Origin of the sequence: Arthrobacter sp. TMP15 (assembly GCF_039529835.1) — a bacterium.
Taxonomy (GTDB): Bacteria; Actinomycetota; Actinomycetes; order Actinomycetales; family Micrococcaceae; genus Specibacter.
Map to the genome: position 1 here is coordinate 245,121 of NZ_CP154262.1, position 14,054 is coordinate 259,174.

Genomic DNA, 14,054 nt, shown 5'->3' on the forward strand with positions numbered 1-14,054 from the left:
CTTCTGCAGCGTGAGCGTGCTAGCTCCGTGCTGCAAGCAGATTGCTGTAGATGCCCACGAGAAGTTCTGCATGTGCACTTGCTGAAACCCGCTGTTGAGGGATAGCTAGTGTCGTGCTCATTGACGGCAGGGTGCTTGTGTTGGCCATCAACAACCGAAATGCCGCTGCGAGATCCTGGTGGCTCTGGGTAGCGGCTACTACGTAAGCGCCAACCGGCAACCCTTCCCCTAAATCAGGGTCGGAAAGCACAATTGGTAAGCCACAGGACATTGCTTCAAGTATCACCATGGGTTGATTATCAAAACCATAAGAAGATGATACAAAAGCGTGGTGTTGTTGCATGGCCGCCAGAACTTCCTCCTGTGCAACACTGCCGTGCATCCGTACTCTATGGTCCACTCCAAGGTGTTTGACGAGCCGTTGGAGCTTGGCCGCAGCCGCGCCGTCGCCGTAAATATTGGCTACCACGGCCTCGCCAGCGGCGGCTACAGCTTGTACAAACACTTCGGGCCGTTTTTCCGGGGAGATCCGCCCACACCACATCAACTTAAGCGGCTCGTGGGCAGCCTTGGTGCGAGGTTGGGCGGTGCCCACAGAATTTAGCACGGAGTCTTCTAGACCGTTGGAGATCACGTGAACTGGTGCCGTGAGCCCTTGACGGACCAATTTGGCGGCAAAGTGAGCTGATGGCACCACCACAGCATCGGCGGTATTACCTTGGGTGGTCATCAGCTGCCACATCCGTCGCGCCACCGCGGAATGCATATAAGCATCTTCGGGATGCTCCGGCGCAGACCCATGGCCAAGGTGGCGTCGGTGAACTGCGGCAAGCACGCGAGTAGTAATCTCGGGAACGGGAAGAACATTGGCTGTGTAGACATCCAAGCGACCGTGCATGCTCTGCACCAAAGGCAGACTCAGCGTCCGAGCGGCCTTTATACCGGCAAGGGCGGCGAAAATTTCTGAATGTACATGCACCACATCAACGTTCCTCTCTGCGAGCGCTGCCGTGAGCACCTCAAACGCTTTTTGAGGTGGCCACGTGAACGGAAACCCATCCGGTTTGAACGCCTTGGAAGCAGGCAAAGCCACCACATCCGGGTCAAGGGAATCCAGGTCAGTGGAAGGAGTATGAAGTGGGGCGAAGATAGTAACGTGATGGCCCAGTTGACTCAGCGACTCCTTTGCCGCCTTGATGGCTGTCTGTACCCCGCCAAGCGTTGGCAGGTAATAGTCGGTCACCATGGCAATGTGCATGTTTCAACTATAGGGACGTCCCAGCGATTCCTCCCCACACCAAACGCCAGTGCGCCGACCTGGACATGGGCAGATGTCCGCGTGGTGGATTGTGGTTTGGCTCTGTGGTTCTACGATAGGCAAATGACTACTGATCCTTCCGGTGAGCCGCCCGTGGTTCTGATTACTGGAGCCACGGGGTTCCTTGGCGGATATGCAGTCCAGGAATTCATCTCCCAAGGATTCCGCGTGCTCGCCCATGGCCGCAACCCTGCCGCGCTTCAGCGGTTAGAGCTCATGGGCGCCCAAACGATAGTGGGTGATCTTGCCGGGCTTTCGCAGCTTCGGAGACCTGTTGATGTTGTGGTGCACGCGGCTGCACTTTCGAGCCCTTGGGGGCGGTGGCCGGATTTTGAACTCAACAACGTAACCGGCACAGCCCACGTGGTCAGCTTTATGGAAAGAAACGCAGTTCCGCGTCTGGTCTTTGTCTCTTCCCCCAGTGTGTACGCGGATAGGGGGGACCGTCTTGCCATCAAGGAAAGCGAGCCTATCCGGCGTCGACCGCTAAACTCCTACATCCGTTCCAAGGTGGCAGCCGAGGCACTTCTGCAAGAAGCTCACGGCTTGGGACGGGTGAAGGAATTGGTGATGATTCGTCCGAGGGGCATCATCGGTGCCGGCGACACAAGTGTTGCGCCGCGGCTACTTTCTGCGTATCGGAAGATTGGTGTCCCTCTTTTTGCCGGCGGGGAGAACCTGGTGGACCTCACAGCAGTTCAGAACGTGGCGTACGCGCTGCGGCTGGCCGCTTGTGTTCAGGATGCTTCTGGGCAGGTGTACAACATCACGAACGGCCAGCCACGGGCCTTCAAAGACTTGCTGGAGATCCTCTTTCGGGAGTTGGATCTGCCACCACGCTACCGCCGGGCCAACGCCTCCTTGTTCTTCGCATTGGGTGCGGTCTTGGAGAATATTTTCGAGCTGGTCCCGGGTTCACCCGAGCCGCCGTTGACAAGATACATGGTCTCCACCATTGCCTATTCTCAGACTCTGGACATCTCGCGCGCCCGCGATCAGCTAGGTTATGAGCCTCAGGTGGATATTGAATCTGCACTTGCCGCCTTTGCAACCGGATACGGGGGAGAACATGCCTAAAGGACGGCTGAGCTATTACGCCTGTGGATACACCACTCATCAGATGAAACAACTGATGCGCTCTGCGCCACGCGAGCGCAGAACCTTTCCCGCTGGGGTATTCCTGTATCAGCACCCAGACGGGCGCAACGTGCTGTTTGACACCGGCTACGCACCGGCAACCTGGCGGGCCGGGATCAAGGGATTTCTTTACAATCTGCTACTGCCTGTACGCCTAGCAAAAGAACAAAATATTGCCGCTCAGCTATCACGTGATGGCATATCCGTGGACTCGATCACGTACGTGGTGTTGTCCCACTTGCACCCGGATCACATTGGCGGAGCGCGGTACTTTCCTCAAACCACCTTTGTCCTAAGTACACCGATGCTGGCAACGCTTTCTCAAGCCAAGCTGCAGGAAGGTTTCCTTCCCGGGCTGCTGCCGCAGTGGTTTAGCGCAGCCCAGAAACTGATTGTTGATCCAGAATTAAGTGAATTCGACCTCCTGGGCGATGGCAGCTATCGCTTAGTTGGTCTGCCGGGGCATGCGCAAGGACACATGGGTGCACTGGTTGAAGAGCGCGCCCTGCTGGCCGGGGATGCCTCCTGGGGCGAGGACTTGATGGGGGAGGTTCCGCGTATGAAGGCAGTGCCTAAGGCGATTACGCACAACTGGGTTGAATACCAGGAAACCGTCCAGCGAGTGCAAAGGATGAAAGGCAATGGAATTCAACTATATTTCAGTCATGATCCCCAAGATCGCAAGCAATTGTTCTCATGACCTGCAGGAACCAACAACACTCAACAGGGGGAAATACAATGACGGAGCCTGGTCGAATACTCAGAATTCGTAATTGCCGTATTGCTGGATACGGAACGTACCTTCCGGAGAATCAAATAAAATTTGGGAATCAGAGACGGTACCGGGTTCCGGAGGGGGTAAGTCAGCTTGACATGCTCACTTCGGCAGCCGCGGACGCTCTAGCCCGGGCCGGTGTCAAGGCGGACGAGCTGGAATGTGTCATTGGCGCCAGTGCAGCGGGCATCCAGCCTATTCCTTGCACCGCTGCCCTGGTACTTGAAAAGATTGCACCTCATGGGGTGGCAGCGGCTTTCGATGTGAACTCCACCTGTACTTCCATGATTACTGCCTTGGATATTGCCTCCCGTTATATTGCCGACGGCACATACAAGAGCATTCTCATTACAGCCGGGGACGTAGGTTCCCGTTTTCTGAACCCGGAGCAGAAGGAAAGCTTTTCCCTGTTCTCCGATGCCGCCGTTGCCTTTGTGCTGACCTCCACCGATGACCCTTCTCAAGGAGTCGTGGCCAGCACCCAACGAACGTGGGCCGCTTACGCCCATGACACCGAGATTAGAGGCGGGCTAAGCCGCTCCCCGGCTCAACTCTATGCGGGGGCCGACCCTGCCGATTATCTCTTTGACATGAATGGCCGGGCAGCATTGCGGAACATGATGCGGGTACTCCCTGACTTCTTGGGCGATTTCCTTGCCCGTTCGAGTCTTGATCTAAGTGATATTTCTCTTGTTATCCCGCATCAGGCGAGCCCGGCCCTGGGTTTGGCAATGCAGAGGATAGGAATCCCGAAGGATAGCTATATTGACTGGGTGGCCGAGATTGGAAACATGGTTTCCGCATCTGTCGGCTATGTGCTGGCGCAGGTGATGGAGCAAGAACGGGTGCGTGAGGGCCAGACAGTACTTCTTTTTGGAACGGCGGCCGGGTTGACCGCCAACGCGTTGGTGCTCCGGCTGTAAAAATATGCCACCTAAGGCAATCCGCCAAACAGGAATTATGGGTTTCAGCGCAGATAACTCCGGCCCGGCCACCCTAAGGTGGCCGGGCCGTTTCTTCTAGGCGGGCGCCCTAAAGTGGGCGGGTAGCCTGGTGTCTAGCGTGAACGCTGGCGCAAACGATTGACGTCCAAGATCACAACGGCGCGGGCTTCCAAACGAAGCCAGCCGCGCTGAACAAACTCGGCCAGCGCCTTGTTGACAGTCTCTCGCGAAGCGCCGACCAGCTGGGCCAATTCTTCCTGGGTCAGTTCGTGAGCTACCAGGATGCCGTCGGTGGCCGGGCGACCGAACCGGTCCGCTAGATCCAAGATGGCCTTGGCGACGCGGCCAGGCACGTCGGAGAACACAAGATCGGAGAGGTTGTCATTGGTGCGTCGCAGACGGCGGGCCAGAGCCTGCAGCAGCTGCATGGACACCTCGGGACGGTTGCGCAGCAGAGCGTTAAGAGATTCATTCTTCAAACCGGCGAGCCGAGTTTCAGACACGGCAGTAGCTGTGGTGCTGCGAGGTGCCGGATCAAAGAGCGCCATTTCCCCGAACAGCTCTCCTGGTCCAAGGATCGCGACCAGTGATTCGCGGCCATCAGAGGATGTTCGGCCTAGCTTCACCTTGCCTGAAACAATGAAATACAGCTGATCGCCTTGATCGCCTTCACGGAACACTGAAGCCCCGCGGGAAAGATCCACCTCGGCCAGCTCATCGGTGACAAGGCGGAAAGCCTCATCGTCGAGAGTGGCAAATAATGGTGCCCGGCGTAGTACCTCGATGTCCATGAAAACTCCTTACAGTATGTAACTAATCAGTTGTGACCTAATACTGATTGTTCCAGAACTTTTCTGCTTTTGTGACCAATTTGGCATTCGGAGCGTTCGTTATCAGCATATTGGCAGATTAGACACCGAAAAACGTCAGCACTGGCATGGTTGGGCCGGTAATATGTGGATCCGGGGCATAACGATGCCAATAAAACGCAATGTGGGCTTTTGCCCGGGACAGGCTGTGCACAAGGGTGTTTGGGTTCTCGTGGCTGGATGCGGTGCTGATCATTTGGCTTTTATGGCAATTGATCTACGGCTTGAACGTTGGACTCGTGGTTGGTTTGGGCGGTCTCGCCGGATTTGTCGCGGGAGGCGTTGCGGCCTTTTTCGCCGCGCCGCTCGTCAACCAATTCGCGCCAAGTCCAAGCTGGCGAACAGCTATGGTGATCGGCGCCACGATCGTGTTGATACTTGTTGGTCATGCTGTGGGCATCCGCTTGGGCCGAGCCATGGGACGAAGGGTTAAGTCCGAACCCATCCGTGCCGTCAACCGTCTGTTGGGTGGTGCTCTGAATCTTTTTGTTGGTGCCCTCGTTATCTCGATGCTTGCCTTTGGCGTCTCCAACTTGGGTATCCCTGCCGTCTCCACAGCATTGAGCGGTTCGCAGATTGTTTCCAGAATCGATTCCTGGACCCCCGATCCTGTTAAAGTTGCTGTCGCCCAGATCCGTTCCTTGGTGTTGGAGGAAGGCATCCCCGCGTTGCTGGCCCCGTCGGGACCCAACGTTGAGATAGCAGTCCCCAATGCGGACACGAACACAGCGGCATGGAATAAGGCGGCGCAGTCAGTCATGAAAATCTCAGGCACGGCGTTCCAGTGCGGACAAAACCAGACAGGAACCGGGTTCGTCATTTCACCAGAACGGGTGCTGACAAATGCGCACGTAGTTGCTGGCGTGTCGATGCCAGTGGTGCAGACGCAAAAACAGGGTGCGTTGCCTGCCCGGGTGGTGTACTTTAACCCGGTTCAAGACCTGGCTATCCTCGCGGTAGATTCCTTGGCTGCGGCCCCGCTACCCGCGGCGGACACGGTAACGGCAAACACGGCCACGGCATTTGCCGGCTATCCCTTGGGCGGACCCTTGCAGGTGCGGCCGGCAACGGTCCTGTCTGCCGGCCCCGTACTTGTCCCGGATATTACCGGCGGCGCCAAGTCGCTTCTGGATATCTACCAGCTGGCCGGCACCGTTCAGTCGGGCAACTCGGGCGGACCATTGCTTGATGCGAAGGGCCAGGTGGTCGGTGTGGTCTTCGCGAAGGCCACTACAACCGAGAACGTGGGCTTCGCACTCACAATGAAGGAAGCCGGCCCCGTCATTTCAGCGGCGCCCATGCTCAACAGTGCTGTTCCTTCAGGGGCCTGTAGGGTCGGCTAGCTGCTGGGATTATTCTGAACTAACTGGGTGCAACGGAGCGCTACGGCAGCGACTTCTCCAAAGCGCTCACTGCCAGGACGTAACCGTGAACTCCGGCCCCGACAATGACTGTGCTGCACACCGCCGACAGGTACGAATGCTGCCTGAATTCCTCGCGTTGGTGAACGTTTGAGATGTGCACTTCCACTGCGGGGAGCTCGACGGCGACAATCGCGTCGCGCAGCGCAACTGAGGTGTGCGTGTAGGCGCCTGCGTTGATGATAATACCTACGGCAGTGCCGCGTGCTGAATGAATTGCATCGATCAGGGCACCCTCATGGTTTGACTGCACGCAGATGGTACTGAACCCTGCTGCCCCGGCCGCTTCTGTGGTGAGCGCTTCGACGTCGGTAAGTGTGGTTGAGCCGTAGATCTGTGGTTCGCGGGTACCCAACAGATTCAAGTTAGGTCCATTGAGGATCAGCAAAGCGCCGCGGTCAGCAGCAGTGGTTGAGGTCATGGCTTAATAATGCCTCAGACAAGCAACAAACCCGCACTAGTGGCAGGAAATCATCACAAACTGTGGATTTTCAACAACTAGTGCGGGTCAGTTGGGAGTTGCTAGGCCTTTAGCGACTCGACGATCTGGTTCATGACCGTGTTATCGGCAAGGGTTGAGGAATCGCCGGCTGCACGGCCCTCCGCTACGTCCTTGAGGAGACGGCGCATGATCTTGCCTGAGCGGGTTTTGGGTAGTTCCGGCACAACCAAGATGGTTTTTGGTTTGGCGATGGGACCAATTTCCTTGCCTACGTGGTTGCGCAAGGTGGTGACGATGTCGTCATCTTCTACAGCGGAACCGCGCAGAATCACAAATGCCACAACTGCTTGACCGGTGGTTTCATCCGCTGCACCTACAACTGCTGCCTCCGCAACGGAGGGATGGCTGACAAGGGCAGATTCGATTTCCGTGGTGGAAAGTCGGTGCCCGGACACGTTCATGACGTCATCAACGCGGCCCAGCAACCAAACGTCGCCGTCTTCATCCCATTTGGCGCCGTCGCCGGCGAAGTACATGTCATCGAAACGAGACCAGTACGTGTCTTTGTAGCGTTCGTTGTCGCCCCAAATTCCACGCAACATCGCCGGCCATGGTTCGCGGATCACCAAGTAGCCGCCGTGCCCGTTGCCCACTGAAGCGCCCATCTCATCAACCACGTCAACGGCGATCCCTGGCATGGGCACCTGAGCCGATCCGGGTTTGGTGCTGGTAACCCCGGGTAGTGGGGCAATCATGATGGCCCCAGTCTCCGTCTGCCACCACGTGTCCACGATGGGTGCTTGGTTCCCACCAATGACACGGCGGTACCACATCCAGGCCTCAGGGTTGATGGGTTCGCCCACAGAACCGAGAAGTCGAATGGAGGAAAGATCGTACTTGGCGGGGATATCCTCGCCCCACTTCATGAAAGTTCGAATCGCGGTGGGTGCAGTGTACAAAATCGATACTTTGTACTTTTGTACGATCTCCCAAAAGCGGCCCTGGTGGGGGGAATCCGGGGTTCCCTCATACATGACCTGGGTTGCCCCGTTGATCAGTGGCGCATAGGTGACATAGGAGTGGCCGGTGACCCATCCGACGTCGGCCGTACACCAGAAAACATCCGTTTCCGGGTGCAGGTCAAACACGGCGCGATGGGTGTAAGCCGTTTGTGTGAGGTAGCCGCCGGTGGTGTGCAGGATGCCTTTTGGCTTCCCCGTGGTCCCAGAGGTATACAGAATGAATAGCGGATGCTCGGCGGCGTGGCCAATGGCTGTGTGCTCGATCGATGCGGTGCCCACAGTGTCATCCCACCAAACATCGCGGCCCGCAACCCAGTCGACGTCCTGACCATTGCGCTTGACAACAACAACGTGCTGGACGCTGTGCCCGGGGGCACTTAAGGCTTCGTCAACAGCAGTCTTTAAGGAACTTGGCTTGCCCCGACGGAAAGTTCCATCAGCGGTGATAACAAGCTTGGCTTCGGCGTCATCTACGCGTGAACGAAGGGCGTCCGCGGAGAAGCCGCCAAAAACAACAGAATGGATGGCGCCAATGCGGGCGCAGGCAAGCAGCGTGATGACGGCTTCGGGAATCATGGGCAGGTAAACCGCCACGCGGTCACCCTTAATAAGTCCCAGAGTCTGGAAAGCGTTGGCGGCCTTTTTGACCTCTTCAGTCAACTGCGCGTACGTGTAAGTGCGAGTGTCGCCGGGCTCACCCTCAAAGTAGATGGCCACGCGGTTGCCATTGCCGGCCTCAACGTGGCGGTCCAGCGCGTTGTAGGCAGCGTTGATTTCGCCGTCCTCAAACCATGTTGCAAAAGGTGGGTTGGTCCAATCAAGTGTCTTTGTGAAGGGCTTGGACCAGCTCAGGAGTTCGCGCGCCTGCTGGGCCCAGAATTCCGGACGGTCAGCGGCGGCCTTGGCATATTCGTCACCATGGATCACCGAGTTGGCGACAAATTCCGGGCTCGGCTCGAACTGGCGGCTCTCCGTGAGTAAGTTCTCCAGCGCATCCCCGGACTGGTTGTCCGCTGCGGTTGTGACCTCAGACATCTAAAATCCCTTCGTTCCTTCTTAGCTGATGCCCCGTTGAATCCAGATGCGTGGCTTTTACCTCTTGGGAAGGCGGAGATACGCGAAATGGCTACTGGGGGGGCAACGTTTTATTCCAGCTTTAACTGTAGCCCTTTGGGGAACATAACGTGTCTGTCGTCACAGCTCAACGGGTCCAATGGCGTCATATCTGCGCTCAAGTGCATCCACAGGCTCCCTACGTTGATGGGTAGTTCTCCCCATTAGGGCATTTTAGAGCTGTTTAAGCTGTGGCTGGCTAGTGTTGCTTGGCTGGGGTAACTAGGCTGGATAGCGAACGTGACTTTGAGGAGTAAGACCATGACAGAGCAACACACGCCTTCTAAGCAGGCAGCTACCAGCCCTGAGAACTCGGCTGTCAGCAACGCCGTAGTTGGCCCGCTGACCATACGGGACCTTGTTGTCCTGGGCGGCGTAGCGATCATTTTTATCGCCTCAGTGGTGCCGATCATTGTGACAATCGCGGGCAGCCTGAACATCTGGAACACCAGTGGGCTGTTCTTCCTTGGGATAGGAGTCATCCTGCCGCTGGTAGTTGGTGGCCTGTTCCTGGCACGCAGGCTGAGCCCGCAAACCCAGGTCCGGGTTGGGTCACTTTCAATTGATCAGTTCGCCTCAGTGGTGGCCGCCTTCGCCACATTTTTCTTCTTCACCGGCACAGTAACCAACTTCAGTTTCGCTCTTCTGGTGGGGTTGGTTGGATCGTTGATCCTTCTGGCAGCCACCGTTTGCGCCCAGTGGATACCTTTCCTCGCCTCCGACTTTGCCGGCCGCGTTGAGGTTCCTGCACATATTGCGGCGCGTGACGCCGTACCAGCGCACAAGCGTCCCGCTGCACCCAAGCCGGTAGTCGCCAACCAGAACGGCGGCGGAGCATTTGGTCAGGGCAAGCCCCAAGGGCCCGGGGCTCAGGGGCAATATGTGCCCGGCCAGACGACGCAGGCTCCTGTAGGTGGGCAGCAGAACCAGCCGACAGGTGCTCGGCCCGCAGCACAGGAACACTCCGGGCACACCTCCGCTGGCCAAATCTTCACCCCGGCGAATAGCTCCACGGGCCCAGCTCAGGCTGGATCCGCTGCGGCGGACACGAGCCATGCCCCGGCTGCTGCGGCCGCGGCAGCCGTTGCAGCGGAGGGCGTTTCCTGGGACGGCGCAAATATCGCGGACACCCACGGGCACGCATCCAGCTCAGCTGCGGCTCCGGCACAGCTTTCAAATCAAGCTCCCGCGCCGGCACACGGTTCCTCGGATTCAAGCACAGCCGTTCGCTCCGACGATGGCGCAGCAACCACCTTGAACCCGCAGGTTGCGGTGCCAGCAAAGGAGAGCGCCCCCGCAAAGGGCGACTCCGCTCTTTCGCGCCCAAGCACCACTGACCCAAGCACCACTCATGGTGACGCGTCACCGGCTAAGGAGAGCATTGCTGCCACGGTTAGCCCCAAAACCAGCGCCGCAGCCGTGATTGCCGAGCCGTTCTGGTTTGCGGTGGATCGGCCACAGAACGTGATCGATGATAAATCACGCCAATTTGTTTTCAAGCTGACACCGGGCTCGTGGATTCTGGCTTTGGAGGACCGCGGGACCAGCTTCCTCGTTCAGAACAACCATGGCAAGACGGGTGTTCTGCTGGACATTGTGGGAATTGAGCGCGCCTCGGATAGTGCTTAACGGCCATGGTTGTGGCAGCGGAATCGGCGCTGGGTCTCAAGCGTCGTGCCCGCAAGATCAATCGTGAGCTGGCGCAGCTCTACCCCTATGCCCACGCAGAGCTGGATTTTCGGAATCCGTTTGAATTGCTGGTGGCCACGGTACTCTCAGCTCAAACCACTGATATCCGTGTCAATGCTGTAACTCCGGCACTTTTCGCTCGTTTTCCTACGCCAATAATGTTGGCCCAAGCGCACAGCGTGGAGTTGGAGGAGCTGATCAAGTCAACAGGATTTTTTCGGGCCAAGTCAGCGAATCTGCTTGCCCTGGCGAACCGCCTGGTTGATGAGTACGACGGCGAGGTGCCTGGGTCGCTTGAGGCTTTAGTGACGCTGCCTGGAGTGGGGAGAAAGACGGCCAATGTGGTGTTGGGTAATGCTTTTGGGGTTCCTGGGATCACTATCGACACCCACTTCATCAGATTGGCCCGTCGTTTTGGCTGGACAGAGTCCACAGACCCTGTCCGCATTGAAGCAGACGTTGCGGCTTTGTTTGAATCCAAAGACTGGACAATGGTTTCTCATCGTGTTGTGTTTCATGGGAGGCGCATCTGCCACGCACGGAAGCCAGCGTGCGGGGTTTGCCCCATCGCCCACCTGTGCCCTTCCTACGGGGACGGTGAGGTCGATCCAGTGAAAGCGGCGAAGCTGCTCAAATATGAGTTGGCACCCGGGCAAGAGGAACTGCTGGCACGGATGCTGGCTGATGTGGATAATGCCGCTCGCTACCGTCAGGAATCCCAACTGGCGGCAAGGACCAAGAATGGGTCCCAAGAAATTTTGGCCACGGGAACCCAAGGGTGAGTGCCTACACGGATTTAGTAGTATTGGCTGGGAAAGCAGCAGCCACTGCGGCGCTTCCTGATGCGGCCACATTGGGTCGGGCCACTCTGTGGAAGATGCCTATGGATCCCGCCACAACTCGCAAAGCTGCTGTGCTGATGCTCTTTGGTGCCTTGGATGACATACCTGCGGCCTCAACGAAACCGCTCGCTTCAGCAGATTTGGATGTACTGCTGATTGAGCGTGCACTCACGTTAAACGATCATCCGGGGCAGGTGGCTTTCCCCGGTGGGGGAGTGGATGTTGGAGACGCATCCATCACCGCTGCTGCATTGCGGGAAGCTGAGGAAGAAACCGGGCTCGATCCCTTGGGGATTGAAGTTCTGGGGCTGCTGCCCGAGGTCCCCTTGCCAGTGAGTAATTTTGTGGTAACTCCTGTAGTTGGCTGGTGGGCAAAACAAACACCTGTCAACGTGGTGGATTATGGCGAATCAGCCCAAGTATTTAGGGTTCCTGTCCGGGACCTCTTGGACCCGGACAACCGTTTTACGGCTGTGCTGGTCCGTGAGGGGCATACTCATCGCGGCCCCGCGTTCGCTATCAATGGCGTGGTGGTGTGGGGATTCACGGCTGGCATTCTCACGTATGTGTTTGAGGAAATGGGTTGGGCTGTGCCGTGGGACGCGCAGCGCGAAATTCCGGCGCCGCTCTAAATCAGGCGTCCAGCTCATCTGAGCACACCAGTCGGGGAGGTGTTTGGCCGGGCGTGATTATTTGCGTCCTATTTCGCATCGGCGTAGCACGGAACAACGGTGACTTTGACGGGAAATTCCAGTGGAATGTTGCCAAAGATCAGTCCAGTTGCTGCACGGGAGGACTCATGCAAAATAGTCGTGACTTCATCCACCAAGCCAAGCGGACAATGCACCACCACCTCGTCGTGGAGGAAAGCCACCAACTGCGGTGTACCAATTGCTGGGTTGGCACCGGCAGGAGGGAGGGTGGCAGCGAGGACCCGCAAGCGACGTCTCAATTCAGCCAACCAGCAACACGCCCATTCTGCAGCCGTTCCCTGAACCACAAAATTGCGGGTAAAACGGCCTCTTGAGCGAGCTGCCGACTCTGCCCGGCGCTGTTCCTGAGCGGTAGAGCTTTGCTGCCCAGCATGCCATTCTTGGGTAGTGGCGGGTGTGCTGCGGCCCAGGTAGGTGCTGACGCGTTCGCCGCGCTCGCCGGCACGGGCGGCCTGTTCCACAAAATCCAGTGCGCGGGGATACATACGGGCAAGCTGGGGCACTAATCTGCCGGATTCCCCGGAGGTGGCGCCATAGATGGCACCAAGCAAAGCGACCTTGGCCATGCTGCGGTCACCGCCAAATCCTTGAGCCGCAATTCCGGCGTAGAGGTCCTTGTTTTTTCCGGCAGAGTCCTGACCGGCGGCGGCCATGGCGCTATCCTGTGCGAGCGCGGCCAGCACTCGAGGCTCCAGCTGAGCCGCGTCTGCGACCACGAACGTGTGCCCAGGGTCGGCAACGGCGGCCCCCCGAATCTGCGCGGGAATTTGCATGGCACCGCCACCACGGGAAGCCCACCGTCCTGACACGACACCGCCAACAACATACTCAGAGTGAAAGCGACCGACACGCACCCACTGCCTGAGCCAGTTCCAGCCGTTGGTGGTGAAAAGCCTGCTCAGTTTGCGGTACGTCAGCAGGGGTTCTATGGCAGGATGCTTGAACTCCATAAGCTCCCAGCTACGAGTTGATTTGACGTCAATTCCCGCTCTGTGCAGGGCCCGGATGAGGTCCTGTGGAGAGTCAGGATTCAGTGCGGGGGCGTTCAAAGCGGCGCGCAGCTCTGCGGCAAGCGCCTCCAATTTTTCCGGGCGGGCTTGATTTTGTGGTTCCGGACCAAGCAAGTCACTCAGCAACCTCCTATGCAGGTCTTCTCTCCAAGGCATACCTTCATACTGCATCTCTGCAGCCACTAAAGCACCAGCAGATTCTGCACTGAGCAAAAGTGTGAGCCTAGGTGGATGTGTGGAGGAACTCGTGGCTGCTTTTTGGGCGCCAAGCTCCTTCGCTACGGTGGCAAGATCCCAATCTTGACTCTCACTCTGGGTGGCGGGAGTCTGAAATAAACTTTCCTGCCCTGCCTGTGCGCCCGTGATCGATGAGTCTTCTCGCAGCAAGTGACTTTCCGGTGGCAACGAAGTGAATTGCTGGTGGTATTCGGTGAGTGCAGCAAATTCGGAGTCCAACAAAATGTTCTGACACAGGGATAGATCGTGGCACCGCTCTAGACGCACATTGGCGGCGAGCAGTGCGGGGTACCAATGTGAGGCCCTATCCCAAACCCAACGAGGATGGTGCGCATCTTCGATGTCGCGCACGAGTGAGGCTAGGGTGCCGAGGGCAACGGTTTGAAGGGAAGAAGCGGGGGCACCGTCTTCATACCTGAGCTGAACCACGGCGGTGGAAGCTTCAGGGCCTGCGGCCAGCAATGCGTACATAGCTCCTATTCTCCACTGATGTGGCCCGTGGTTCCTCCACAGATAGGGCTG

12 protein-coding genes are annotated in these 14,054 nt (G+C 57.7%); 7 read left to right on the forward strand and 5 right to left on the reverse strand.

The window, feature by feature from the left end:
- Positions 1-19 precede the first annotated feature (19 nt).
- Positions 20-1,258 (reverse strand): glycosyltransferase, encoded by a 1,239-nt coding sequence (locus AAFM46_RS01055; RefSeq protein ID WP_343319044.1) that lies wholly within the window; start codon positions 1,256-1,258, stop codon positions 20-22.
- 123 nt (positions 1,259-1,381) lie between these two features.
- Here AAFM46_RS01055 and AAFM46_RS01060 point away from each other — a divergent pair, with 123 nt between their 5' ends.
- The 3 genes from AAFM46_RS01060 (at position 1,382) to AAFM46_RS01070 (ending at position 4,153) form a co-directional block, all read left to right on the forward strand.
- A complete protein-coding gene (locus AAFM46_RS01060) occupies positions 1,382-2,395 on the forward strand; it encodes an NAD(P)-dependent oxidoreductase (protein WP_343319046.1) in 1,014 nt (337 codons plus the stop codon).
- Positions 2,396-2,438: 43 nt separating this feature from the next.
- A complete protein-coding gene (locus AAFM46_RS01065) occupies positions 2,439-3,155 on the forward strand; it encodes an MBL fold metallo-hydrolase (protein ID WP_343319048.1) in 717 nt (238 codons plus the stop codon).
- A gap of 173 nt (positions 3,156-3,328) precedes the next feature.
- Entirely contained in the window at positions 3,329-4,153 is an 825-nt protein-coding gene (locus AAFM46_RS01070; RefSeq protein ID WP_343319050.1) for a 3-oxoacyl-[acyl-carrier-protein] synthase III C-terminal domain-containing protein, read from the forward strand.
- A gap of 134 nt (positions 4,154-4,287) precedes the next feature.
- Here the strand turns inward: AAFM46_RS01070 and AAFM46_RS01075 are convergent, their stop codons facing one another.
- Complete coding sequence (locus AAFM46_RS01075) at positions 4,288-4,965, reverse strand: Crp/Fnr family transcriptional regulator (RefSeq protein WP_283531232.1); 678 nt, start codon at positions 4,963-4,965, stop codon at positions 4,288-4,290.
- Positions 4,966-5,165: 200 nt separating this feature from the next.
- On the opposite strand from AAFM46_RS01075, the gene AAFM46_RS01080 reads away from it, so the two are divergent.
- Positions 5,166-6,386 (forward strand): MarP family serine protease, encoded by a 1,221-nt coding sequence (locus AAFM46_RS01080; protein ID WP_343319052.1) that lies wholly within the window; start codon positions 5,166-5,168, stop codon positions 6,384-6,386.
- A 40-nt stretch (positions 6,387-6,426) separates the two neighbouring features.
- Here the strand turns inward: AAFM46_RS01080 and aroQ are convergent, their stop codons facing one another.
- Positions 6,427-6,885 (reverse strand): type II 3-dehydroquinate dehydratase, encoded by a 459-nt coding sequence (gene aroQ / locus AAFM46_RS01085; RefSeq protein ID WP_283531233.1) that lies wholly within the window; start codon positions 6,883-6,885, stop codon positions 6,427-6,429.
- Positions 6,886-6,986: 101 nt separating this feature from the next.
- Entirely contained in the window at positions 6,987-8,963 is a 1,977-nt protein-coding gene (acs, locus tag AAFM46_RS01090; RefSeq protein WP_283531234.1) for an acetate--CoA ligase, read from the reverse strand.
- Positions 8,964-9,302: 339 nt separating this feature from the next.
- Between acs and AAFM46_RS01095 the strand changes: the two genes are divergently transcribed.
- Genes AAFM46_RS01095 through AAFM46_RS01105 form a run of 3 tightly spaced genes read left to right on the forward strand, consistent with a single transcriptional unit; the run spans position 9,303 to position 12,204 of the window.
- Positions 9,303-10,670 carry a hypothetical protein gene (locus AAFM46_RS01095; protein ID WP_343319055.1) on the forward strand — a complete coding sequence of 456 codons (1,368 nt, stop codon included), beginning with the start codon at positions 9,303-9,305 and terminating at the stop codon, positions 10,668-10,670.
- A gap of 5 nt (positions 10,671-10,675) precedes the next feature.
- Positions 10,676-11,512 (forward strand): endonuclease III, encoded by an 837-nt coding sequence (gene nth / locus AAFM46_RS01100; protein ID WP_283531236.1) that lies wholly within the window; start codon positions 10,676-10,678, stop codon positions 11,510-11,512.
- Positions 11,509-12,204, forward strand: a complete 696-nt coding sequence (locus tag AAFM46_RS01105) for a CoA pyrophosphatase (protein WP_343319057.1) — start codon at positions 11,509-11,511, stop codon at positions 12,202-12,204. The genes nth and AAFM46_RS01105 overlap by 4 nt, the downstream gene beginning before the upstream one ends.
- Positions 12,205-12,272: 68 nt before the next feature.
- On the opposite strand, the gene AAFM46_RS01110 is transcribed toward AAFM46_RS01105, so the two are convergent.
- Positions 12,273-14,003 carry a bifunctional 3'-5' exonuclease/DNA polymerase gene (locus AAFM46_RS01110; protein ID WP_343319059.1) on the reverse strand — a complete coding sequence of 577 codons (1,731 nt, stop codon included), beginning with the start codon at positions 14,001-14,003 and terminating at the stop codon, positions 12,273-12,275.
- Positions 14,004-14,054: the final 51 nt, after the last annotated feature.

Excerpts from the sequence above, each read along its gene's own strand:
- AAFM46_RS01110 (WP_343319059.1), bottom strand. The coding sequence starts at position 14,003 with ATGTACGCATTGCTGGCCGCAGGCCCTGAAGCTTCCACCGCCGTGGTT.
- AAFM46_RS01060 (WP_343319046.1), top strand. The coding sequence starts at position 1,382 with ATGACTACTGATCCTTCCGGTGAGCCGCCCGTGGTTCTGATTACTGGA.
- AAFM46_RS01065 (WP_343319048.1), top strand. The coding sequence starts at position 2,439 with ATGAAACAACTGATGCGCTCTGCGCCACGCGAGCGCAGAACCTTTCCC.
- acs (WP_283531234.1), bottom strand. The coding sequence starts at position 8,963 with ATGTCTGAGGTCACAACCGCAGCGGACAACCAGTCCGGGGATGCGCTG.
- AAFM46_RS01095 (WP_343319055.1), top strand. The coding sequence starts at position 9,303 with ATGACAGAGCAACACACGCCTTCTAAGCAGGCAGCTACCAGCCCTGAG.
- AAFM46_RS01080 (WP_343319052.1), top strand. The coding sequence starts at position 5,166 with ATGTGGGCTTTTGCCCGGGACAGGCTGTGCACAAGGGTGTTTGGGTTC.
- AAFM46_RS01075 (WP_283531232.1), bottom strand. The coding sequence starts at position 4,965 with ATGGACATCGAGGTACTACGCCGGGCACCATTATTTGCCACTCTCGAC.
- AAFM46_RS01070 (WP_343319050.1), top strand. The coding sequence starts at position 3,329 with ATGCTCACTTCGGCAGCCGCGGACGCTCTAGCCCGGGCCGGTGTCAAG.
- nth (WP_283531236.1), top strand. The coding sequence starts at position 10,676 with ATGGTTGTGGCAGCGGAATCGGCGCTGGGTCTCAAGCGTCGTGCCCGC.
- aroQ (WP_283531233.1), bottom strand. The coding sequence starts at position 6,885 with ATGACCTCAACCACTGCTGCTGACCGCGGCGCTTTGCTGATCCTCAAT.
- AAFM46_RS01055 (WP_343319044.1), bottom strand. The coding sequence starts at position 1,258 with ATGCACATTGCCATGGTGACCGACTATTACCTGCCAACGCTTGGCGGG.